The sequence below is a fragment of the Citrobacter sp. W9 genome (genome assembly GCF_026719375.1).
Lineage (GTDB): Bacteria > Pseudomonadota > Gammaproteobacteria > Enterobacterales > Enterobacteriaceae > Citrobacter > Citrobacter werkmanii.
The window spans coordinates 102,679-124,582 of sequence record NZ_JAPPTE010000004.1 but is presented as its reverse complement, the minus strand read 5'-3'; the positions used below and the strand labels follow the sequence as shown (position 1 = coordinate 124,582).

Annotated in this window: 21 protein-coding genes; 12 read left to right on the top strand and 9 right to left on the bottom strand. The window is 52.9% G+C overall.

Annotation, left to right across the window (positions count from 1 at the left end; genetic code table 11):
• Positions 1-5 precede the first annotated feature (5 nt).
• From murC to mutT, 9 genes are all read left to right on the top strand, one after another.
• Positions 6-1,481, top strand: coding sequence for a UDP-N-acetylmuramate--L-alanine ligase (gene murC / locus OOJ59_RS08645; RefSeq protein WP_085048311.1), 1,476 nt, complete (start codon positions 6-8; stop codon positions 1,479-1,481).
• Positions 1,474-2,394: a D-alanine--D-alanine ligase gene (locus tag OOJ59_RS08640; RefSeq protein ID WP_121528583.1), complete on the top strand. Its 921-nt coding sequence runs from the start codon at positions 1,474-1,476 to the stop codon at positions 2,392-2,394. Before murC ends, OOJ59_RS08640 begins: the two co-directional genes overlap by 8 nt.
• Position 2,395: 1 nt before the next feature.
• Complete coding sequence (gene ftsQ, locus OOJ59_RS08635) at positions 2,396-3,229, top strand: cell division protein FtsQ (RefSeq protein ID WP_038637223.1); 834 nt, start codon at positions 2,396-2,398, stop codon at positions 3,227-3,229.
• Positions 3,226-4,488: a cell division protein FtsA gene (ftsA, locus tag OOJ59_RS08630; RefSeq protein WP_003018755.1), complete on the top strand. Its 1,263-nt coding sequence runs from the start codon at positions 3,226-3,228 to the stop codon at positions 4,486-4,488. Before ftsQ ends, ftsA begins: the two co-directional genes overlap by 4 nt.
• Before the next feature lie 62 nt (positions 4,489-4,550).
• Positions 4,551-5,702, top strand: coding sequence for a cell division protein FtsZ (gene ftsZ, locus OOJ59_RS08625; RefSeq protein WP_003018753.1), 1,152 nt, complete (start codon positions 4,551-4,553; stop codon positions 5,700-5,702).
• A 100-nt stretch (positions 5,703-5,802) separates the two neighbouring features.
• Positions 5,803-6,720, top strand: coding sequence for a UDP-3-O-acyl-N-acetylglucosamine deacetylase (gene lpxC / locus OOJ59_RS08620; RefSeq protein ID WP_006686706.1), 918 nt, complete (start codon positions 5,803-5,805; stop codon positions 6,718-6,720).
• A gap of 282 nt (positions 6,721-7,002) precedes the next feature.
• Positions 7,003-7,509, top strand: coding sequence for a secA translation cis-regulator SecM (gene secM / locus OOJ59_RS08615; RefSeq protein WP_159121698.1), 507 nt, complete (start codon positions 7,003-7,005; stop codon positions 7,507-7,509).
• A 60-nt stretch (positions 7,510-7,569) separates the two neighbouring features.
• Positions 7,570-10,275 (top strand): preprotein translocase subunit SecA, encoded by a 2,706-nt coding sequence (gene secA / locus OOJ59_RS08610; RefSeq protein ID WP_038637231.1) that lies wholly within the window; start codon positions 7,570-7,572, stop codon positions 10,273-10,275.
• Between the two features lie 56 nt (positions 10,276-10,331).
• Positions 10,332-10,721, top strand: a complete 390-nt coding sequence (gene mutT / locus OOJ59_RS08605; protein WP_038642991.1) for an 8-oxo-dGTP diphosphatase MutT — start codon at positions 10,332-10,334, stop codon at positions 10,719-10,721.
• A gap of 90 nt (positions 10,722-10,811) precedes the next feature.
• Here mutT and yacG read toward each other — a convergent pair whose 3' ends face one another.
• From yacG to coaE, 3 genes are read right to left on the bottom strand one after another with little or no spacing between them, the layout of a single operon-like run.
• Positions 10,812-11,006, bottom strand: a complete 195-nt coding sequence (yacG, locus tag OOJ59_RS08600) for a DNA gyrase inhibitor YacG (protein ID WP_003018740.1) — start codon at positions 11,004-11,006, stop codon at positions 10,812-10,814.
• 9 nt (positions 11,007-11,015) lie between these two features.
• Positions 11,016-11,759 (bottom strand): cell division protein ZapD, encoded by a 744-nt coding sequence (zapD, locus tag OOJ59_RS08595; protein ID WP_038637234.1) that lies wholly within the window; start codon positions 11,757-11,759, stop codon positions 11,016-11,018.
• Positions 11,759-12,379, bottom strand: a complete 621-nt coding sequence (gene coaE, locus OOJ59_RS08590; protein ID WP_038637237.1) for a dephospho-CoA kinase — start codon at positions 12,377-12,379, stop codon at positions 11,759-11,761. Before coaE ends, zapD begins: the two co-directional genes overlap by 1 nt.
• Positions 12,380-12,604: 225 nt before the next feature.
• Here coaE and OOJ59_RS08585 point away from each other — a divergent pair, with 225 nt between their 5' ends.
• Complete coding sequence (locus tag OOJ59_RS08585) at positions 12,605-13,648, top strand: GMP reductase (protein WP_038637240.1); 1,044 nt, start codon at positions 12,605-12,607, stop codon at positions 13,646-13,648.
• A 34-nt stretch (positions 13,649-13,682) separates the two neighbouring features.
• On the opposite strand, the gene hofC is transcribed toward OOJ59_RS08585, so the two are convergent.
• From hofC to nadC, 4 genes are all read right to left on the bottom strand, one after another.
• On the bottom strand, positions 13,683-14,885 hold the full coding sequence (gene hofC, locus OOJ59_RS08580; protein WP_160955680.1) for a protein transport protein HofC: 1,203 nt from the start codon (positions 14,883-14,885) through the stop codon (positions 13,683-13,685).
• Positions 14,875-16,257 carry a type II secretion system protein GspE gene (gene gspE / locus OOJ59_RS08575; protein WP_160955681.1) on the bottom strand — a complete coding sequence of 461 codons (1,383 nt, stop codon included), beginning with the start codon at positions 16,255-16,257 and terminating at the stop codon, positions 14,875-14,877. The genes hofC and gspE overlap by 11 nt, the downstream gene beginning before the upstream one ends.
• Before the next feature lie 9 nt (positions 16,258-16,266).
• Positions 16,267-16,704, bottom strand: a complete 438-nt coding sequence (ppdD, locus tag OOJ59_RS08570; RefSeq protein ID WP_038637249.1) for a prepilin peptidase-dependent pilin — start codon at positions 16,702-16,704, stop codon at positions 16,267-16,269.
• Between the two features lie 225 nt (positions 16,705-16,929).
• On the bottom strand, positions 16,930-17,823 hold the full coding sequence (nadC, locus tag OOJ59_RS08565; RefSeq protein ID WP_087857665.1) for a carboxylating nicotinate-nucleotide diphosphorylase: 894 nt from the start codon (positions 17,821-17,823) through the stop codon (positions 16,930-16,932).
• 87 nt (positions 17,824-17,910) lie between these two features.
• Here nadC and ampD point away from each other — a divergent pair, with 87 nt between their 5' ends.
• Positions 17,911-18,474: a 1,6-anhydro-N-acetylmuramyl-L-alanine amidase AmpD gene (ampD, locus tag OOJ59_RS08560; protein ID WP_038637254.1), complete on the top strand. Its 564-nt coding sequence runs from the start codon at positions 17,911-17,913 to the stop codon at positions 18,472-18,474.
• Positions 18,471-19,325: a beta-lactamase regulator AmpE gene (gene ampE, locus OOJ59_RS08555; RefSeq protein ID WP_087857666.1), complete on the top strand. Its 855-nt coding sequence runs from the start codon at positions 18,471-18,473 to the stop codon at positions 19,323-19,325. Before ampD ends, ampE begins: the two co-directional genes overlap by 4 nt.
• Before the next feature lie 91 nt (positions 19,326-19,416).
• Here the strand turns inward: ampE and OOJ59_RS08550 are convergent, their stop codons facing one another.
• Both OOJ59_RS08550 and OOJ59_RS08545 read right to left on the bottom strand, forming a co-directional pair.
• Positions 19,417-20,367 (bottom strand): glycoside hydrolase family 43 protein, encoded by a 951-nt coding sequence (locus tag OOJ59_RS08550; RefSeq protein WP_069324047.1) that lies wholly within the window; start codon positions 20,365-20,367, stop codon positions 19,417-19,419.
• Positions 20,367-21,773, bottom strand: coding sequence for a glycoside-pentoside-hexuronide (GPH):cation symporter (locus OOJ59_RS08545; RefSeq protein WP_160955683.1), 1,407 nt, complete (start codon positions 21,771-21,773; stop codon positions 20,367-20,369). Before OOJ59_RS08545 ends, OOJ59_RS08550 begins: the two co-directional genes overlap by 1 nt.
• Positions 21,774-21,904 lie beyond the last annotated feature (131 nt).

The window sequence follows — 21,904 nt, the reverse complement described above, 5'->3', positions numbered from 1 at the left end:
AAAGAATGAATACACAACAACTGGCAAAACTGCGTTCCATCGTGCCCGAAATGCGTCGCGTTCGGCACATTCACTTTGTCGGCATCGGTGGTGCTGGTATGGGCGGTATTGCCGAAGTTTTGGCCAATGAAGGTTATCAGATCAGCGGTTCTGACTTAGCGCCAAATCCGGTGACGCAGCAGTTGACGAATCTCGGTGCCACGATTTTCTTCAACCATCGTCCGGAAAACGTACGCGATGCGAGCGTGGTAGTGGTCTCCAGCGCCATTTCTGCGGATAACCCGGAAATTGTTGCGGCGCATGAAGCGCGCATTCCTGTGATCCGTCGCGCTGAAATGCTGGCGGAGTTAATGCGTTTTCGTCACGGCATCGCCATTGCCGGGACGCATGGTAAAACCACGACCACGGCGATGGTCTCCAGTATTTACGCGGAAGCGGGGCTGGATCCGACCTTTGTTAACGGTGGTCTGGTGAAGGCCGCAGGCGTTCATGCACGTCTGGGTCATAGCCGTTATTTGATTGCCGAAGCGGACGAGAGCGATGCGTCGTTCCTGCATTTGCAGCCGATGGTGGCGATTGTCACCAATATCGAAGCCGACCATATGGATACCTACCATGGCGACTTCGAAAATTTAAAGCAGACGTTTATTAATTTCCTGCATAACTTGCCGTTTTATGGTCGTGCGGTGATGTGCGTTGACGATCCGGTGATCCGCGAACTGCTACCGCGAGTTGGCCGTCAAACCACAACCTATGGTTTCAGTGATGATGCCGATGTGCGCGTTGAAGATTACCAGCAGATCGGCCCGCAGGGTCACTTCACCCTGGTGCGTCAGGGGATGGCCGAACTACGCGTAACGTTGAACGCGCCGGGCCGCCACAATGCGCTGAACGCGGCTGCCGCGGTAGCGGTCGCAACGGAAGAAGGTATTGAAGACGACGCGATCCTGCGCGCGCTGGAAAGTTTCCAGGGTACCGGACGCCGTTTTGACTTCCTCGGCGAATTCCCGCTTGAGCCGGTTAACGGTAAAGCTGGGACCGCGATGCTGGTTGATGATTACGGCCATCACCCAACGGAAGTGGATGCCACGATTAAAGCCGCGCGCGCGGGCTGGCCGGACAAAAATCTGGTGATGCTGTTCCAGCCGCATCGGTATACGCGTACGCGCGATTTGTACGATGACTTTGCCAACGTGCTGACTCAGGTTGATGCGCTGTTGATGCTGGATGTATACGCCGCGGGCGAAGCCGCCATTCCAGGCGCTGACAGCCGCTCGCTGTGCCGTACTATTCGTGGTCGCGGTAAGATCGATCCTATTCTGGTATCCGATCCGGCCCAGGTGGCAGAAATGTTGGCACCGGTATTAACCGGCAATGATCTGATTTTGGTGCAAGGTGCTGGAAATATCGGCAAAATTGCGCGTTCCTTAGCTGAAATCAAACTGAAGCCGCAAAATCCGGAGGAAGAACAACATGGCTGATAAAATCGCGGTCCTGTTAGGGGGCACCTCCGCAGAACGAGAAGTGTCGCTGAACTCTGGCGCGGCTGTGCTCGCCGGGTTGCGTGAAGGCGGCGTGGATGCCCATCCGGTTGACCCTAAAGAGGTTGATGTCACTCTTCTGAAATCAATGGGTTTTCAGAAGGTGTTTATTGCGCTGCACGGCCGTGGCGGTGAAGATGGCACGTTGCAGGGCATGCTGGAGCAAATTGGCCTGCCTTATACCGGCAGCGGCGTCATGGCTTCCGCGATTTCGATGGACAAACTGCGCAGCAAGCTGCTGTGGCAGGGCGCAGGTTTACCCGTCGCGCCATGGGTTGCGTTGACCCGCGCTGAGTTCGAAAAAGGTCTTAGCGATGAGGTAGTTGCAAAAATTTCTGCGTTAGGTTTGCCGCTGATTGTTAAGCCAAGCCGTGAAGGTTCCAGCGTAGGGATGTCAAAAGTTGAAGAAGAAAATGCTTTGCAGGGTGCATTAGCATTGGCTTTTCAGCATGATGAAGAAGTACTGATTGAAAAATGGCTCAGTGGCCCGGAATTTACCGTTGCGATACTCGGCGAAGAAATTTTACCGTCAATACGTATCCAACCCGCGGGAACCTTCTATGATTATGAGGCGAAGTATCTCTCTGATGAGACACAATATTTCTGCCCTGCAGGTCTGGAAGTCGAGCAAGAGGCCCAATTACAGGATTTAGTCCTGAAAGCGTGGACCGCCTTAGGCTGTAAAGGTTGGGGGCGCATTGACGTCATGCTGGACAGCGATGGCCAGTTTTATCTGCTGGAAGCCAATACCTCTCCGGGTATGACCAGCCACAGCCTGGTGCCGATGGCGGCGCGTCAGGCGGGTCTGAGCTTCTCGCAGTTGGTGGTAAGAATTCTGGAGTTGGCGGACTGATATGTCGCAGGCTGCGCTGAACACGCGAAACGGTGATGAAGAAGACGTAAATTCCTCACGCCGCAATAATGGAACGCGTCTTGCAGGAATACTGTTCCTGCTGACAGTGCTGTGCACCGTGTTTGTTAGCGGCTGGGTCGTGTTGGGATGGATGGAAGATGCGCAGCGTTTGCCGTTGTCAAAACTGGTGTTAACCGGCGAACGGCATTACACGCGCAATGATGATATCCGTCAGTCCATTCTGGCGCTGGGCGCGCCGGGAACCTTTATGACCCAGGATGTGAACATCATCCAGAGTCAGATTGAACGCCTCCCGTGGATTAAACAGGCGAGCGTCAGAAAGCAATGGCCTGATGAATTGAAGATTCATCTGGTTGAATATGTGCCAATTGCGCGTTGGAATGACCAGCACATGGTGGATGCTGAAGGCAATACGTTCAGCGTCCCATCCGGTCGGGCCAATAAGCAGGTATTACCCATGTTGTATGGACCGGAAGGCAGCGCAAGTGAAGTGCTGCAAGGGTTCCGCGATATGGGGCAGGTGCTGGCTAAGGATAGATTCACCCTGAAGGAAGCGGCGATGACCGCGCGTCGTTCCTGGCAGTTGACGCTAAATAACGATATTAAGCTCAATCTGGGCAGGGGCGATACGATAAAACGTTTGGCTCGCTTTGTGGAACTCTACCCGGTTTTACAGCAGCAGGCGCAAACCGATGGCAAACGGATTAGCTACGTTGATTTGCGTTATGACTCAGGAGCGGCAGTAGGCTGGGTTCCCTTGCCTCCTGAGGAATCTAATCAGCAACAGAATCAGGCACAGGCAGAACAACAATGATCAAGGCGACGGACAGAAAACTGGTAGTTGGACTGGAGATTGGCACCGCGAAGGTAGCCGCTTTAGTAGGGGAAGTTCTGCCCGACGGTATGGTCAATATCATTGGCGTGGGCAGTTGCCCATCGCGAGGTATGGATAAAGGCGGGGTGAATGACCTTGAGTCAGTGGTGAAATGCGTACAGCGCGCCATTGACCAGGCTGAGCTGATGGCAGATTGCCAGATATCCTCGGTGTATCTGGCGCTTTCCGGCAAACACATTAGCTGTCAGAATGAAATTGGTATGGTGCCCATTTCCGAAGAGGAAGTGACGCAAGAAGATGTGGAAAACGTCGTACATACGGCAAAATCCGTACGCGTGCGCGATGAACATCGTGTTCTGCACGTTATTCCGCAGGAATACGCCATTGACTACCAGGAAGGTATCAAAAATCCGGTAGGTCTTTCCGGCGTACGTATGCAGGCAAAAGTGCATCTTATTACCTGCCACAACGACATGGCGAAGAATATTGTCAAAGCCGTTGAACGTTGTGGTCTGAAAGTTGACCAACTGATTTTCGCCGGACTGGCAGCCAGTTATTCCGTGTTGACGGAAGATGAACGTGAACTGGGTGTCTGCGTGGTAGATATTGGTGGTGGTACAATGGATATCGCCGTTTATACTGGCGGGGCGTTGCGCCATACCAAAGTGATCCCTTATGCAGGGAATGTGGTGACCAGCGATATCGCGTATGCCTTTGGTACGCCGCCGAGCGATGCTGAAGCCATCAAAGTACGTCATGGCTGCGCGCTGGGCTCCATCGTCGGTAAAGACGAGAGCGTTGAGGTGCCAAGCGTGGGCGGTCGTCCGCCGCGTAGCCTGCAGCGTCAGACTTTGGCAGAGGTCATTGAGCCGCGTTATACCGAGCTGCTCAACCTGGTCAACGAAGAAATTTTGCAATTACAAGAACAGCTTCGCCAGCAGGGGGTGAAACATCATCTGGCGGCGGGGATTGTGTTAACCGGTGGCGCAGCGCAAATTGAAGGTCTTGCAGCCTGCGCACAGCGCGTGTTCCATACGCAAGTCCGTATTGGCGCACCGCTGAATATTACCGGTCTGACGGATTATGCCCAGGAGCCGTATTATTCAACGGCAGTGGGGCTGCTTCATTACGGGAAAGAATCCCATTTGAGTGGTGAGGCTGAAGTTGAAAAACGCGTAACGGCGTCAGTTGGCTCGTGGATTAAACGACTCAATAGCTGGCTGAGAAAAGAGTTTTAATTTTTAAAGAGACCGACGCACATTAAAGGTCTCAGGCGACAGGCACAACGGAGAGAGAAACTATGTTTGAACCTATGGAACTAACCAATGACGCGGTGATTAAAGTCATCGGCGTCGGCGGCGGCGGCGGTAATGCCGTTGAACACATGGTGCGCGAGCGCATCGAAGGTGTTGAATTCTTTGCGGTGAATACCGACGCTCAGGCGTTGCGTAAAACGGCGGTTGGACAGACCATTCAAATTGGTAGCGGCATCACCAAAGGTCTGGGCGCGGGTGCAAACCCGGAAGTCGGTCGTAATGCGGCAGACGAAGATCGTGAAGCTCTGCGTGCAGCGCTTGACGGTGCAGACATGGTGTTTATCGCAGCAGGTATGGGCGGCGGTACCGGAACCGGTGCAGCGCCAGTGGTTGCTGAAGTGGCAAAAGATTTAGGTATCCTGACCGTTGCTGTCGTGACTAAGCCTTTCAACTTTGAAGGCAAGAAGCGTATGGCATTCGCGGAGCAGGGCATCACCGAACTGTCCAAACACGTGGACTCTCTGATCACTATCCCGAACGATAAACTGCTGAAAGTGCTGGGCCGTGGTATCTCCCTGCTGGATGCGTTTGGCGCAGCGAACGACGTGCTGAAAGGCGCAGTCCAGGGTATCGCTGAACTGATCACGCGTCCGGGCCTGATGAACGTCGACTTTGCAGACGTGCGCACCGTGATGTCCGAAATGGGCTATGCGATGATGGGCTCCGGCGTGGCAAGCGGTGAAGACCGTGCGGAAGAAGCGGCTGAAATGGCTATCTCTTCCCCGCTGCTGGAAGATATCGATCTGTCTGGCGCGCGCGGCGTGCTGGTCAACATTACTGCGGGCTTCGACCTGCGTCTGGATGAATTCGAAACCGTCGGTAACACCATCCGTGCCTTTGCATCGGATAACGCGACCGTGGTTATCGGTACCTCTCTGGACCCGGATATGAACGACGAACTGCGCGTGACCGTTGTTGCGACTGGAATTGGTATGGACAAGCGTCCTGAAATCACTCTGGTAACCAACAAGCAGGTCCAGCAGCCGGTAATGGATCGTTACCAGCAGCACGGTATGGCGCCGTTGACGCAAGAGCAAAAACCGGTTGCGAAAGTGGTTAACGACAATACGCCGCAAACCACCAAAGAGCCGGATTATCTGGATATCCCTGCGTTCCTGCGTAAGCAAGCTGATTAAGAATTAGCTGGAATTTGGGAATTGTGGCTCTTTGTGCTAAACTGGCCCACCGAATGTATAGTACACTTCGGTTGGATAGGTAATTTGGCGAGATTATACGATGATCAAACAAAGGACTCTTAAACGTATCGTTCAGGCGACTGGCGTCGGTTTGCATACCGGCAAAAAAGTCACCCTGACATTACGCCCTGCGCCGGCCAACACCGGGGTCATCTATCGTCGCACCGACTTGAATCCTCCGGTAGATTTCCCGGCCGATGCCAAATCTGTGCGTGATACCATGCTCTGTACGTGTCTGGTCAACGAGCATGATGTACGGATTTCAACCGTTGAGCACCTTAACGCTGCTCTGGCGGGCTTAGGTATCGATAACATCGTTATTGAAGTTAACGCCCCGGAAATCCCGATTATGGATGGCAGTGCCGCTCCGTTCGTTTATCTGCTGCTTGATGCGGGTATTGAAGAACTGAGCAGCGCCAAAAAATTTGTTCGCATCAAAGAGACCGTTCGTGTCGAAGATGGCGATAAGTGGGCTGAGTTTAAGCCGTACAATGGTTTCACGTTGGATTTCACCATCGACTTTAACCATCCGGCAATCGACTCCAGCACGCAGCGCTACGCGATGAACTTCTCTGCGGATGCGTTCATGCGCCAGATCAGCCGCGCGCGTACTTTCGGCTTCATGCGTGATATCGAATATCTGCAGTCCCGCGGCCTGTGCCTGGGCGGCAGCTTCGATTGTGCCATCGTTGTTGACGATTATCGCGTATTGAACGAAGACGGCCTGCGTTTTGAAGACGAATTCGTTCGTCACAAAATGCTCGACGCGATTGGTGACTTGTTCATGTGTGGTCACAACATTATTGGTGCATTCACCGCGTATAAATCCGGTCATGCATTGAATAATAAACTATTGCAGGCGGTCCTGGCGAAACAGGAAGCCTGGGAATATGTGACCTTCCAGGACGATGCAGAACTGCCGTTGGCGTTCAAAGCACCTTCGACCGTACTGGCATAACGACATACGCTGTCGCATAAATTCGACTGGTTAATCTGGCACTCTCTCCGGCCAGGTGAACCAGTCGTTTTTTTATTTTCCGATTGCAAACCACCTTCCCTGAAGCGACTTTCTCCCCACCGGTAGAGTAAAATAGCGTTCGATCGCTGCTTTCTTAAGCATATTTACCCGCGACTTGCGTCATTACTGCTGTGGTGCGAACGCATTAATGGTAATATTTGTGCGCAAAAAATGGTTTTGCATATGTAACCCCAAACGCAGGGTATATCAGGTGGCAATAACGTGAGTGGAATACTGACGCGCTGGCGACAGTTAGGCAGACGGTACTTCTGGCCGCATCTCCTGTTGGGGATGGTCGCGGCTAGTTTTGGCCTGCCCGCGCTCGATAATGCTGCTGAACCTAATACCCCCGCGAAGGCGACCGCCAGCAATCACGATCAAGGCGCTAAAGTTAACTTTAACCAGCTTGCTTTGCTGGAAGCGACCAATCGCCGCCCGAATTTTACCGTCGACTACTGGCATCAGCATGCTATTCGTACGGTTATTCGCCATCTTTCTTTTGCTATGGCTCCTCAGGCGCTGCCCGTTGCCGAAGAGCCGTTGCCAATCCAGGCGCACCATCTTGCGTTATTGAATACGCTCAGCGCGATGCTGACGCAAGAAGGCAGACCGCCAGCGACCGTGAGTCGCGTGACATACTCCCACTTTACCTCTCAGGCCGCGTTTAGCGTTCCGGTCTGGATCAGCCAGCTGCAGGGTATCCGCGCTGGCCCTCAACGCCTCAGCTAAAAAAGAACCTTCCAACTTATAATTTTTGACTCCGCACCGCGGGGCGTTTGAGATTTTATTATGCTAATCAAATTATTAACAAAAGTATTCGGTAGCCGTAACGAACGTACGCTGCGTCGTATGCGTAAAGTGGTCAATGTCATCAACGCCATGGAACCGGAGATGGAAAAACTCTCCGATGATGAGCTGAAAGCAAAGACCGCGGAATTCCGCGCCCGTCTGGAAAAAGGCGCCAGCGTTGAGAGCCTGATCCCGGAAGCGTTCGCGGTGGTTCGCGAAGCGAGTAAGCGTGTGTTCGGCATGCGCCACTTCGACGTTCAACTGCTGGGCGGTATGGTGCTTAACGATCGCTGCATCGCGGAAATGCGTACCGGTGAAGGTAAAACCCTGACCGCAACGCTGCCGGCGTACCTGAACGCGTTAAGCGGGAAAGGCGTACACGTGGTTACCGTGAACGACTACCTGGCCCAGCGTGACGCCGAAAATAACCGCCCGCTGTTTGAATTCCTCGGTATGACTGTCGGTATCAACATGTCTGGCCTGCCAGCGCCAGCTAAGCGTGAAGCTTATAATGCCGATATTACCTACGGCACCAACAACGAATACGGCTTTGACTACTTGCGTGACAACATGGCGTTTAGCCCGGAAGAGCGTGTTCAGCGTAAACTGCACTATGCGTTGGTCGATGAAGTCGACTCCATCTTGATCGATGAAGCGCGTACGCCGCTAATCATTTCCGGTCCGGCTGAAGACAGCTCGGAAATGTATAAAAAAGTGAACAAAATCATTCCGCACCTGATCCGTCAGGAGAAGGAAGATTCCGACACTTTCCAGGGGGAAGGCCACTTCTCCGTTGATGAGAAAGCGCGCCAGGTTAACCTGACCGAACGTGGTCTGGTGCTGATTGAAGAACTGCTGGTGAACGAAGGCATTATGGATGAGGGCGAGTCGCTGTACTCTCCGGGCAACATTATGCTGATGCACCACGTGACTGCCGCACTGCGCGCGCACGTGCTGTTTACCCGTGACGTCGACTACATCGTGAAAGATGGCGAAGTTATCATCGTCGACGAACACACTGGTCGTACGATGCAGGGGCGTCGCTGGTCCGATGGCCTGCACCAGGCTGTTGAAGCGAAAGAAGGCGTGGAGATCCAGAACGAAAACCAGACGCTGGCATCCATTACCTTCCAGAACTACTTCCGTTTGTACGAAAAACTGGCCGGTATGACCGGTACTGCAGACACTGAAGCGTTTGAATTCAGCTCCATCTACAAACTGGATACCGTGGTCGTTCCGACCAACCGTCCGATGATCCGTAAGGATTTACCGGATCTGGTGTACATGACCGAAGCGGAAAAAATTCAGGCGATTATTGAAGATATTAAAGAGCGTACCGCTAATGGCCAGCCGGTGCTGGTGGGTACTATCTCCATTGAAAAATCGGAAGTGGTCTCTAACGAGCTGACCAAAGCAGGCATTAAGCACAACGTGCTGAACGCCAAGTTCCACGCCAGCGAAGCGGATATCGTCGCCCAGGCGGGTTATCCGTCAGCCGTCACTATTGCGACAAACATGGCGGGTCGTGGTACCGATATCGTGCTGGGTGGTAGCTGGCAGGCGGAAGTTGCCGAGCTGCAAGACCCAACTCCGGAACAGATCGCCCAGATCAAAGCTGATTGGCAGGTTCGTCATGACGCGGTGTTAGCGGCCGGCGGTTTACATATTATCGGTACTGAGCGTCATGAATCTCGTCGTATCGATAACCAGCTGCGTGGTCGTTCCGGTCGTCAGGGTGATGCGGGTTCGTCTCGTTTCTACCTGTCGATGGAAGATGCGCTGATGCGTATTTTTGCCTCTGACCGCGTGTCCGGCATGATGCGTAAACTGGGTATGAAGCCGGGTGAAGCGATTGAACACCCATGGGTGACGAAAGCGATTGCAAACGCGCAGCGTAAAGTGGAAAGCCGCAACTTCGATATTCGTAAGCAACTGCTGGAATATGATGACGTTGCTAACGATCAGCGCCGCGCAATCTACACCCAGCGTAACGAACTGCTGGATGTCTCTGACGTTAGCGAAACCATTAACAGCATCCGCGAAGACGTCTTCAAAGCGACGATTGATGCCTATATTCCGCCGCAGTCTCTGGAAGAGATGTGGGATATTCCGGGTCTGCAGGAGCGCCTGAAAAACGACTTTGATCTGGATATGCCGATTTCAGAGTGGCTGGATAAAGAACCTGAGCTGCACGAAGAAACGCTGCGCGAACGTATTCTGGCAAATGCGGTAGAAGTTTATCAGCGTAAAGAAGAAGTTGTGGGCGCAGAGATGATGCGTCACTTCGAAAAAGGCGTGATGCTGCAAACGCTCGACTCGCTGTGGAAAGAGCACCTGGCGGCGATGGATTACCTGCGTCAGGGTATCCACCTGCGTGGTTACGCGCAAAAAGATCCGAAGCAGGAATACAAGCGTGAATCCTTCTCTATGTTTGCATCAATGCTGGAATCACTGAAGTATGAAGTGATCAGCACCCTGAGCAAAGTTCAGGTACGTATGCCTGAAGAAGTAGAAGCGATGGAGCAGCAGCGTCGTGAAGAAGCTGAGCGTTTAGCGCAGATGCAGCAGTTGAGCCATAAAGGCGACGATGCCGCCGCGGCAGAAGAGATGGCAGCACAAACCGGCGAGCGTAAAGTGGGGCGTAACGATCCGTGCCCTTGCGGTTCCGGCAAAAAATACAAACAGTGCCATGGCCGTCTGAGCTAAGAAAATAACTTATTGAAAAGGCGCAGACTTCTGCGCCTTTTTTATGGACGATGAAAATGAAAAAATTGCAGATCGCCGTCGGGATTATTCGTAACCAGCACAATGAAATTTTTATCACCCAGCGTGCGGCGGATGCCCATATGGCAAATAAGCTGGAATTCCCCGGCGGGAAAATTGAAGCGGGTGAAACGCCAGAGCAGGCGCTGATTCGCGAACTACAGGAAGAAGTTGGGATCACACCGACTCAGAATTCACTGTTCGAAAAGCTGGAGTATCAGTTTCCGGACCGGCACATTACGCTGTGGTTCTGGCTGGTGGAAAGCTGGGAAGGCGAACCGTGGGGAAAAGAGGGGCAACCGGCGCAGTGGATTGCGCAAGATGCTCTGAATGTGGAGGACTTCCCGCCCGCGAATGCCCCGGTAATTGAAAAGCTGATTGCGGGCTAAGAGTGTTCGTAGGCCTGATAAGCGCAGCGCCATCAGGCAAAACAACATACAACGCCGGATGCGGCGTTGTTTTATCCCGTTTTAGCAGAATTATTTCTGCTCTTCACTCCAGTCGTCGCTTTCCGACAGATCGCCAGAGCTGGGGATACGTTTCTCTTCTGCGGCCCACTCACCCAGATCGATTAACTGGCAGCGTTTGCTGCAGAATGGGCGAAACGGACTGACTTCAGCCCACACCACGGGTTTACCGCAGGTTGGGCAGTTGACGATGGTTTGTTCAGACATGTTGACTCCTTAACAGCACGCCAGATCAAAATCGAGACGCTCAGGCACCTGGCCATTCTCGCTATCCAGCGGCATAAAACGAATGGCAAAACGGCTCTTATGACCAGAAATTTGCGGATAAAGCTGCGAATCCAGCGGCAGCTGCAAGCGCAGCAAATCGGCATCTTCGCCGTTGTCCTGGTAAAAACCATTCAGGCTGGTTTGTTTACGAAACGGCGCCGAGTTACGAATTAAATCCAGCACCAGCGACAACGCCTGGTTGAGTGGATTCAGGCTGGCAAGCCAGGTTTCAACCTGCGCGTCGCGTTGCGGCTGTGGTAAATGTAACCAGATATGCAGGGTGGGGAGATCGAAACTGCAGCATCCGCCAGGAATGCTTAAACGCTGACGCACGAGGCCAATCAGGCGATCTTCACGCAGCGTTTGTCCAATGCGTGGGGCCGAAATCAGAATGCTGCCCGCGCTTTTTAACTGTTGGCGCAATGCGTCGATTCTGCTTTGATCGACGCCGGGAACTTCAACCCAGGCCTGGAGTTTACGCTGTTGTCGTTCAAGTTCTTTCAGGAGTTCGGTGCGAACTTCACCGCGTTCAAAGACATCCAGTAAATCGCCGATATTACGGAAAAAATGCAGTGCGCCTGCATGGTCTGCAATAGGTAAATTAACGGAGAGCTGTTGGATCAAAAACTCTATGCGCAGCCATGTACGCATCTTCTCATTGAGAGGGTGTTCAAAAAGGACCTGGGTGTGCATTACGGTTTTTCCTGTGAGACAAACTGCAACGCGCATTGCAAATAGAGCGCGTGCAGGCGGGCGACATCCGAGGCGATGGCTTCCGGTGCGCCATTATTATCAATAACATCGTCTGCCACGGCCAGACGCGCTTCACGCGTAGCCTGGGCAGCAAGAATTTTTTCAACATGCTCGCGCGTCACATCATCACGCTGCATGGTTCGTCTGAGCTGGGTCTCGGGGGTGACATCCACCACCAGCACGCGGTTGGCTTTTTTATACAGCGAATTCTCTACCAGCAACGGGACAACCCATAACAGATAGGGCGAGGTCGCTTGATCAAACTGACGCTGTGTTTCCTGCTGAATAAGCGGATGGAGCAGTGCATTAAGCCAGCTTTTTTCCTCAGGATTGGAAAAAATACGTTCGCGTAAAATGCGTCGCTGTAGCGAACCGTCCGCGGCTATCACGTCGGAACCAAAATGTTCTTCAATCGCCATGAGGGCAGGCGTACCTGGTTCAACCACCTGACGCGCAATGATATCTGCATCAATCACGTTTATTCCGAGGTCAGCGAACGCATTTGCAACGGTGCTTTTACCACTGCCAATGCCGCCGGTTAAGGCTACTGTATACCTCATAGATGCAGATCCTGGAGTTTAAGTTTGATTATCAAACAGTTAAAAGTTAAGCGCGCGAAGGCGAGGCTGCTGCAGGATTAACCTACTATTCGCCAGGTAAATTTATGGGATTGTAGCGTAAAAAAAGAGAATTTCGCAGTCTTGCGCGGCATTGATTAGTGCGTATGATAGCGTCACTGGAGTTGTGAGTTTCGATTTTTCGCCATTAACCCCAGGAATCCGCACATGCGTATCGAAGAAGATCTGAAGTTAGGTTTCAAAGACGTTCTTATCCGCCCTAAGCGTTCTACTCTCAAAAGCCGTTCCGATGTTGAGCTGGAACGTCAATTTACCTTTAAGCATTCAGGTCAGACCTGGTCCGGCGTACCGATTATCGCTGCGAACATGGACACTGTCGGGACATTTGCCATGGCAAAGGCGCTGGCATCCTTCGACATCCTGACCGCTGTGCACAAACACTATTCTGTTGAAGACTGGTCTGCCTTTATCGCGGATAGCTCTGCCGATATCCTCAAGCATGTGATGGTTTCCACCGGCACGTCTGACGCAGATTTCGAAAAAACCAAACAGATTCTGGCGCTCAACCCGGCGCTGAACTTTATCTGCATTGATGTGGCAAATGGCTACTCTGAGCATTTTGTTCAGTTTGTGTCAAAAGCGCGTGAAGCATGGCCGACGAAAACGATCTGTGCGGGCAATGTGGTTACCGGCGAAATGTGTGAAGAGCTGATACTTTCCGGTGCGGACATTGTCAAAGTCGGTATTGGGCCTGGTTCTGTATGTACCACGCGTGTAAAAACCGGCGTTGGCTATCCGCAGCTCTCTGCAGTGATTGAATGTGCCGACGCAGCGCACGGTCTGGGCGGTATGATTGTCAGCGACGGTGGCTGCACAATGCCGGGCGACGTGGCAAAAGCATTCGGCGGCGGCGCGGACTTCGTTATGCTCGGCGGCATGCTGGCCGGTCATGAAGAAAGTGGCGGCAAAATTGTTGAAGAGAACGGTGAGAAATTCATGCTGTTCTACGGTATGAGCTCTGAATCTGCCATGACGCGTCACGTAGGTGGTGTTGCACAGTACCGCGCTGCAGAAGGTAAAACTGTTAAGCTGCCGCTGCGTGGTCCGGTTGATAATACCGCTCGCGATATCCTCGGTGGCCTGCGTTCAGCTTGTACTTATGTAGGCGCCTCCCGTCTGAAAGAGCTAACCAAACGTACAACGTTTATTCGTGTACAGGAACAAGAAAACCGCGTTTTCAATAGCCTGTAACATGATGAAGCTGGCGTGTGGTAATGCGCCAGCTTTATCCCACGCCGCTCATTGCATCTCCCAAATGGAAAATCGGTAAATACATCGCGACAACCAGCGTACCGATGATCAAACCCGTAATGACCAGTAACGCGGGCTCAAGTAGCGCAGCCAGATTTTCCGCCTGAGACAGCGTTTTCTCCCCGTGATGGTGGGCGAGATTACGCAGCATTGCATCCAGCGAGCCGGATGCTTCCCCCGTTCTTACCAGCTGTATACATAATGGACTGAATTCACCGCAATTTTTCAGCGCCAACCAGACAGGTTTCCCGGCGCTGATATCGTGATGAACCTGCGCTAAACGTTGAGACCAGAAAGGGCTGGCAAGCGTTTCACTAACGCTCTCAAGACCCTGTAAAAAGGGAATGCCAGCGTTTTGTGTTAACGCCAGAACGGTAAAGATCTGCGTGAGTTTTTGCCCTCTGACCATTGCTCCTGTCACCGGGAGCCCAAGCAACCATTTCTGACTCAGAATGCGCCAATACGGTTTCTGTTTGATCACGTGATATGTCATAACCGAGAGCATCGTGAATGCTACCGCCAGCCACGACCATTGGCTGCTGTAGTGGGCGATGGCAATCATCCCCCGAGTGAGCGCTGGTAGTGGGGTGTTAAACGTTTGGTAGATGGCGGCAAACTCAGGGAGCACAAACTGCAGCATCGCAAATACCACTATTACCGCCATCGTGATGATGATAATCGGATAGCGCAGGGCTTTTTTAACTTTATCAGCGAGTTGCTGCTGGTTTTTTTGCTGTCTGGCGAGTTCAAAACAGCAATCATCCAGCTTACCTGTAAGCTCTCCGGTACGAATCATCGCCTGATAAAGTGGCGGAAAAACGTGTTGCCATGTTGCGAGTGAGGTGGAGAGGGAAATGCCCTGCTCCATATCGTGAGCCAGCGTGCGCAGGAGCGCCTGCCACTGGCTGCTGGGATGCTGTTCAGCCAGCAGGGTTAGCGCTGCCGAGAGTGTTAGCCCTGCTTTCAGTAAGGTTGCCAACTGATGTATGGTTTCGGCGCTTCTTTCACGGCTCCAGTGAGAGTTTTTGACACGGATACGTTTAATACGTAACGGCGTGATATGCCGCTGCTCCAGCGCTTGTATCAGCGAGAGTCGGGTATCAGCCCATAATACTCCTTCCGACGGCTCACCTTCGTTGTTAATGCCTTGCCAGCGCCAAAGCTGTTTAGCTGACATGCGGCATGCCCAGTACGCGAATAAGTTCTTCATATGTCGTTAAGCCTTGTTCGACAGCCTGACAGCCATTCTCGAAAAGCGTACGCCCAGATAGCTGAGCATCTGACTCGACCCCGTCTGCGGATGTGCCACTGGCGATGCTCTGGCGTAATGCAGGTGTCACCGGGAGCACTTCAAACAATGCGGTACGACCATAAAAGCCGTGATAACAATGTTCGCAACCAGGCGCATGCCAACGTGGCAGTGGCATGCGCCAGATTGCTCGGGGGAGCGTAATGGATGTCTCCAGGCGTTGTCGGCAATGGGGGCATAGCTTTCTGACCAGGCGCTGGGCAATGACGAGCGTCAGCGCGGAGGCGATCATCCAGCGCGCAACCCCCATTTGCTGCAGGCGTACCAGCGTTTCATTGGTGGAATTAGTATGCAGTGTTGACAGAACCAGATGACCGGTTTGTGCCGCCTTAAGCGCTATTTCAGCCGTTTCGCCATCGCGGATTTCGCCGACCATAATGATGTCGGGATCCTGGCGCAGCAGAGCGCGCAATACGCCCTGAAAAGTAAGACCTGCGCGTGGATGAACTTGTGTCTGGTTAAGGCCTGCGATGGGGATCTCTACCGGATCCTCTACGCTACAAAGATTCACCTCTGATGTATTTCGGGTTTGTAGCGCGCTGTACAGGGTGACCGTTTTACCACTCCCGGTAGGCCCGGTAACCAGAATCAGCCCTTGAGGCTGCTGCAACGCTTGCGAAAATGCTGCCAACTGCGCGTCCTGCATGCCCAGCGCGGTGATATCCAGTGTCTGATCGACCTGATGAAGTAGCCGTAGTACAACCTTTTCACCCCAGCGACAGGGCAAGGTGGAGATACGAAACGAGATGGGTTGTCCTGAAATCTCAATGGTAAATTGTCCGTCTTGTGGCAGCCGGTGCTCGGCAATATCCAGGCTGCCTAATACTTTTAATCTTGCGGTGATAGCGATGCCCATCTCAGTTGTGACTTCTGGCAAAGCATGTAATACGCCATCCACGCGTAATCTGATCTGATAGCGATGTTCCGCTGGTTCAAAGTGAATATCAGAAGCCCGTTGCGCCAGGGCGGATTGAAACGTCTGATTCAGCAACCCAGCTGCGGTGGCGCTGCTTTCAGACACTACGACCGGTAACATTTTCTGTGGCGTATGCGTGTGGCCTTCCATTTGCTGGCGCGTCCAGCAAACAATGTCGATACGTCGGGTGGTGGCAAAATGCAGGGCGTCCAGCAGCTCATGGGACGGTGCATCCACCACGGCGATGTGCACTACTTCATTGTCTGCATCGAGTAATATTCCCTGATAACGTTGGCATAGCGCCGTGAGTTGCGTGGTATTCATCTCTTTTCCTTAGTACGTGTCGAAGCGGAAAACGTCTTCGCAAGCCTGTTGTAGTGCGCTGTCATTTGGAATGGCGCAGTTACGGTTCCAGCCGGTAATACCGTTGGCATTGTCCCAACCCGGCGTCATCGTGATGCTTAGCCCATTCAGGCTTTCCTGGCCTGTGAGGCTGACAACGCCTTTTTCAACCCTCATGCCTGAGACATAACGGGTGGTTGTGGGGGAGGGAATGCCATTGGTCCCGGCATCGCAAGTCTCTGTTCCACCATGCTCCAGCGCACAGAGCTCGACCGCGGTGCGATAGGGGACAAAGGTTTGCAGCATGTCTGTCAGGGCGGCTTTGCGCAGATAGTTTTGATAAGCCGGAATGCCGATGGCGCTAAGAATGGCAATGATGCCAATGACCACCATCAGTTCGATAAGCGTGAAGCCTCGTTGTTTATCCATTGTTGATTCGCTCCTGAGTTAGCTGGCGCTACTTTGGCAAATCGAACGGATCTTAGGCGAGAGACAAAAAACAGAACGGGAAAGCGGGTTCAGAGGATTTTTACGAAATTACAGGATCGGACAACGTATTTGCGAAGGGGCTCGAAGAAACTGCCTGATGACGGCGTAAATGCCTTATCCGGCTGGGGGGAAGCCCGATAAGCGAAGCGCCATCGGGCCTTGCAATTAACGAAAACGCATGGAGAGATCGAGCGCGCGGACGTGCTTGGTCAGTGCGCCAACGGAGATAAAGTCCACACCGGTTTCGGCAAATTCGCGCAGCGTTTCATGGGTGACGTTACCCGAGACTTCCAGACGCGCCTGGCCGTTGGTGCGTTTTACCGCTTCGCGCATTTGCTCAGTTTCGAAGTTATCGAGCATGATGATGTCCGCCCCGGCTTTCAGTGCGTCGTCCAGTTCTTCCAGGCTTTCAACTTCAACTTCAACGGGCACATCCGGATGCAACCAGAAGGCTTTTTCAACGGCCTTACGTACCGAACCAGAAGCAATAATGTGGTTTTCTTTAATCAGGAAGGCGTCAGAAAGCCCCAGGCGATGATTCGCACCGCCGCCGCATAACACGGCATATTTCAGGGCGGTACGCAGTCCTGGCAGCGTTTTACGTGTATCCAGTAGTTGGGTTTTTGTCCCCGCCAGCAGATCGACGTATTTACGCACCTCGCTCGCCACGCCCGAAAGCGTCTGTACAAAATTAAGCGCGGTACGTTCGCCGGTCAGCAGTACACGAGAGGGGCCGTCCAGCTCAAACAGCGGTTGATTAGCCTTAATGCTGTCGCCATCTTCGACATGCCAGGCGATGTTGACATCATCGCCAGCCAATTGAATAAAGACCTCTTCCACCCAACGTTTCCCGCAAAAAACGCCATTTTCTCGGGTAATCACGGTGGCGTGGGAACGCATATCTTCGGGTAAAAGCTGTGCGGTGATATCGTTATTGGCATCAACTTCTCCGCCTAAATCTTCGCGCAGTGCCTGAGCTACAGCGGCAGGGATATCCAGATTTATGCGTTCCAACAGCGCGTCACGTCGGTAGTCAGGGTTATAGCGGCGAGGCGGCATGATAAAACTCCAAATTGCTAACGAATCATAAGGTAGAAACATGCTACCCTGAACCTGGTATGAGCACCACCAATAAGGAGATTCTGCATGTTGTTAGACGAGGGCTGGCTGGCAGAGGCGCGACGCGTTCCCTCTCCTCATTACGATTGCCGCCCGGATGACGAAACCCCTTCTCTACTGGTGGTGCATAATATCAGTCTGCCGCCCGGCGAGTTTGGCGGCCCGTGGATAGACGCGTTATTTACCGGCACGATTGATCCCAAGGCCCATCCTTTTTTTGCTGAGATCGCCCATTTGCGCGTCTCAGCGCATTGTTTGATCCGCCGTGATGGTGAGATTGTGCAGTACGTCCCTTTTGATAAACGCGCCTGGCATGCGGGCGTGTCAAATTATCAGGGGCGTGAGCGCTGTAATGATTTTTCAATTGGTATTGAGCTGGAAGGAACGGATACGCTGGCCTATACCGATGCACAGTATAAGCAACTGGCCGCCGTGACGAATGCACTGATTACGCGTTATCCGGCCATTGCCAACAATATGACTGGACACTGTAATATTGCCCCCGAACGTAAGACCGATCCCGGGCCGTCTTTTGACTGGGCAAAATTTCGCGCCCTGGTCACCCCCTCGTCGCACAAGGAGATGACATGACGTTGTTTACAACATTACTGGTGTTGATTGTTGAACGCCTGTTTAAGCTGGGTGAGCACTGGCAGCTTGATCATCGGGTGGAAGCTTTTTTCCGCAGAATTAAGCACTTCTCGATGATGCGTACGGTGGGCATGACCCTGATTGCAATGGGGCTGACATTCCTGCTGCTGCGCGCGGTTCATGGGCTGCTGTTTAACGTTCCGTTGCTGGTGGCATGGATCTTAATTGGCTTGCTGTGCATCGGCGCAGGCAAGGCGCGTCTCCACTATCATGCCTATTTGCAGGCGGCCGCTCGCGATGACACACATGCTCGTGAGGCGATGGCCAGCGAGCTGACGCTTATACATGGGGTTCCGCCGGATTGCGATGAGCGCGAGTTCTTGCGCGAGCTGCAGAACGCGTTGTTATGGAACAACTTCCGCTTTTATCTGGCGCCGTTATTCTGGTTGATTGTTGGTGGTCCTTGGGGACCGGTGACGCTGGTTGGTTATGCCTTTTTACGCGCCTGGCAGTCCTGGCTGGCGCGCTATCAGACGCCGCATCAGCGTCTGCAATCGGGTATTGATGCGATCCTGCATGTGCTGGACTGGATCCCGGTTCGTTTGGCTGGCGTAGTCTATGCGTTGCTGGGACACGGCGAGAAAGCGTTGCCGGCCTGGTTTGCCTCACTGGCGGATCTGCATACTTCGCAATATCAGGTGTTAACGCGTCTGGCGCAGTTCTCTCTGGCGCGTGAACCGCATACTGATAAAGTCGAAACGCCAAAAGCGGCTGTTTCAATGGCGAAGAAGACCTCTTTTGTGGTGGTGGTGATTATCGCGTTGCTCACCATTTATGGCACATTAGTGTAGCGTTGTGCCGGATGGCGCTAACGCTTATCCGGCCTGGAATGGAAAACGTGTAGGCCCGGTAAGCATTAGCGCCACCGGGCAGTGCAACGGCTTAGATCGTATCAGCAGGCGGGATGCCAAAATCGGGCATCCCGTTTTCGTCCCAGCGCACCAGTTTCAGACGTGTATGGCGGTTTGGATCGTACAACGGATCGCCTTCAATCTCGGTGTAATTTCTCGCGTGGTACACCAGTACATCTTCACCATCCGGCGTTTGCGTAAAACTGTTGTGTCCCGGTCCATACTGGCGATTTTCATAGCTGGTGGTAAAGACCGGGCGCGGTGATTTATGCCAGTTCTGCGGGGTGAGCGGATCGTCGTTGAGGCCAATCCACAGTAACCCCATACAGTAATTCTCATCGGTGGCGCTGGCCGAATAGCTGATAAACAGCTTGTCGCCATGTACCATGACTGCCGGACCCTCGTTGACCCAGAAACCCCGGCATTCCCAGTCATACTCAGGATGGCTGAGCATGACCGGCTCGCCTTTAATCGTCCATGGGTTTTCCAGCTCTGCGAGATAAATATTGGAATTTCCGGCGATATCTGGCGATTTCTGTGCCCACAAATACCACTGTTTCCCCTGATGATTAAAGGTGGTGGCGTCCAGGGCGAAGGTATCAAACTGCGTTTTAATCTGGCCTTTCTCTGTCCACTTGCCGGTCAACGGATCGGCGTCTGCGCACTCCAAGGCAAACATGCGGTGCTGGAACATCCCCAGCTTATCAAGCGCCTGAGTATGGGTAGCGGCAAAATAGATGTACCACTTGCCTGCCAGATGATGAAGTTCCGGCGCCCAGATGAGTTGGCTCATAGGACCACTTTCCGGCTTACGCCAGACGACAACGGGAGTGGCGGAGCGCAATCCCTCCAGAGAGTCGGCCCGACGAATCTCCAGTCGGTCATATTCTGGCACTGACGCAATGAAATAGTAGTGGCTACCGTCGCGTAAGATAAACGGATCGGCGCGTTGTTCGATAAAGGGATTTGGCCACTGTTTCATTAGGCTTTCCTTACGGGTTCAGTCGTTTTTATATCGTGGTATTCATTGAGTTCACGGTAGTTGGTACGGCGTTTTTCCAGATCGGTCTGGATTTGCTGCATAAACTCGCGATCAACTTTTAGCAGGCGAACCACGCCTGCGGTAATCAGATAACCTACGCCAGGTATGATGGTGAACAGCAGCATAATACCGTTAATGGCGGAGTCGCTTTGCGCTTTCGCCCCTGCGTCGTAGCCGTACCAGGAGAGCAGGAAGCCTACCATCGCCCCGGCAATTGCCAGGCCCAGCTTGAGGAAAAACAGGTTACCGGAGAAACTGATCCCGGTGATGCGCTTACCGGTTTTCCACTCGCCGTAGTCATCGACATCCGCCATCAACGACCAGTGCAGCGGGGAAGGGATCTGATGCAGGACGTTGAGCAGGAAGTAGAGCACCATAATCATCATGGTGGCTTTCGGGTCGAAGAAATAAAATGCAGCGGAGAAAATCGCCAGGATGATGTTGGTCCAGAAGAACACCTTCAGTTTGCACCAGCGATCGGTTAATACCTTCGCCAGCATGCTGCCGATCATCATGCCGATGACGCCGAGGCTGATAAACAACGTGGCGAACTGCGTGCTTTGTTGCATAACCCACGTAACGTAGTACATGGTGGCGGCCATGCGAATAAAGCCCGGGCAGACGTTGCACAGGGTTAACAGCAGGATTTTTACCCACTGGTCGTTCTTCCACACGTCTTTCAGGTCGGCTTTTAAATCGTCGTTAGTCTGCACGGCGGGGCGAACGCGTTCACGGACTGATGCAAAGCAAAACAGGAACATACACATGCCGATGAAGGCGAGTACCGCCATCGCCATCTGATACCCTTTAGCTTTGTCTTCCCCGCCAAACCAGTCGGCCATCGGCAGCAGGGTAAGGGAGAGCAGCAGGGTTGCGATTCCTACCAATACAAAGCGATATGACTGGCAGGCGACGCGTTCCTTGGGATCGTTGGTGATAATGCTGCCGAGCGAGCAGTAGGGAATGTTGATCGCCGTATAGGTAATAGAGAGCAGGAAGTAGGTGACGAAGGCATAGATAACCTTGCTGTTATACGTCCACTCAGGGGTGGTAAACATAAGCACGCTGAATAATGCGTAAGGGAAAGCCATCCACAAAAGCCATGGACGAAATCGACCATATTTACTGCGTGTGCGGTCGGCCATCGCGCCCATTATAGGGTCGGTAACGGCATCGATAACGCGTACTGAGAGCAGTAATACGCCGACCAGGGCAGGCGCAAGACCAAAAATATCGGTGTAAAAATAGTTAACAAACAACATGATGGCGCCAAAGATGATGTTGCATCCGGCGTCGCCCATTCCATAGCCGATCTTTTCTTTCACCGTGAGCTTACTGGTTTCCATCAACTGCACTCCATTAATGAGATATGGAGAGAATTATTGTCTGGTACCGGTATTTTTACGTTGCAGGATAACGCCGCTGATATGGACGAAACAGTCGTGAGTGGGAAAGTGTGAGGCAGGTAACAACCCCC

Excerpts from the sequence above, each read along its gene's own strand:
- nadC (WP_087857665.1), bottom strand. The coding sequence starts at position 17,823 with ATGCCGCCTCGCCGCTATAACCCTGACTACCGACGTGACGCGCTGTTG.
- ftsA (WP_003018755.1), top strand. The coding sequence starts at position 3,226 with ATGATCAAGGCGACGGACAGAAAACTGGTAGTTGGACTGGAGATTGGC.
- gspE (WP_160955681.1), bottom strand. The coding sequence starts at position 16,257 with ATGAATACCACGCAACTCACGGCGCTATGCCAACGTTATCAGGGAATA.
- ppdD (WP_038637249.1), bottom strand. The coding sequence starts at position 16,704 with ATGGATAAACAACGAGGCTTCACGCTTATCGAACTGATGGTGGTCATT.
- OOJ59_RS08640 (WP_121528583.1), top strand. The coding sequence starts at position 1,474 with ATGGCTGATAAAATCGCGGTCCTGTTAGGGGGCACCTCCGCAGAACGA.
- secA (WP_038637231.1), top strand. The coding sequence starts at position 7,570 with ATGCTAATCAAATTATTAACAAAAGTATTCGGTAGCCGTAACGAACGT.
- ampD (WP_038637254.1), top strand. The coding sequence starts at position 17,911 with ATGTTGTTAGACGAGGGCTGGCTGGCAGAGGCGCGACGCGTTCCCTCT.
- OOJ59_RS08550 (WP_069324047.1), bottom strand. The coding sequence starts at position 20,367 with ATGAAACAGTGGCCAAATCCCTTTATCGAACAACGCGCCGATCCGTTT.
- ftsQ (WP_038637223.1), top strand. The coding sequence starts at position 2,396 with ATGTCGCAGGCTGCGCTGAACACGCGAAACGGTGATGAAGAAGACGTA.
- lpxC (WP_006686706.1), top strand. The coding sequence starts at position 5,803 with ATGATCAAACAAAGGACTCTTAAACGTATCGTTCAGGCGACTGGCGTC.
- ampE (WP_087857666.1), top strand. The coding sequence starts at position 18,471 with ATGACGTTGTTTACAACATTACTGGTGTTGATTGTTGAACGCCTGTTT.
- ftsZ (WP_003018753.1), top strand. The coding sequence starts at position 4,551 with ATGTTTGAACCTATGGAACTAACCAATGACGCGGTGATTAAAGTCATC.
- coaE (WP_038637237.1), bottom strand. The coding sequence starts at position 12,379 with ATGAGGTATACAGTAGCCTTAACCGGCGGCATTGGCAGTGGTAAAAGC.
- hofC (WP_160955680.1), bottom strand. The coding sequence starts at position 14,885 with ATGTCAGCTAAACAGCTTTGGCGCTGGCAAGGCATTAACAACGAAGGT.
- OOJ59_RS08585 (WP_038637240.1), top strand. The coding sequence starts at position 12,605 with ATGCGTATCGAAGAAGATCTGAAGTTAGGTTTCAAAGACGTTCTTATC.
- yacG (WP_003018740.1), bottom strand. The coding sequence starts at position 11,006 with ATGTCTGAACAAACCATCGTCAACTGCCCAACCTGCGGTAAACCCGTG.
- zapD (WP_038637234.1), bottom strand. The coding sequence starts at position 11,759 with ATGCACACCCAGGTCCTTTTTGAACACCCTCTCAATGAGAAGATGCGT.
- OOJ59_RS08545 (WP_160955683.1), bottom strand. The coding sequence starts at position 21,773 with ATGGAAACCAGTAAGCTCACGGTGAAAGAAAAGATCGGCTATGGAATG.
- murC (WP_085048311.1), top strand. The coding sequence starts at position 6 with ATGAATACACAACAACTGGCAAAACTGCGTTCCATCGTGCCCGAAATG.
- mutT (WP_038642991.1), top strand. The coding sequence starts at position 10,332 with ATGAAAAAATTGCAGATCGCCGTCGGGATTATTCGTAACCAGCACAAT.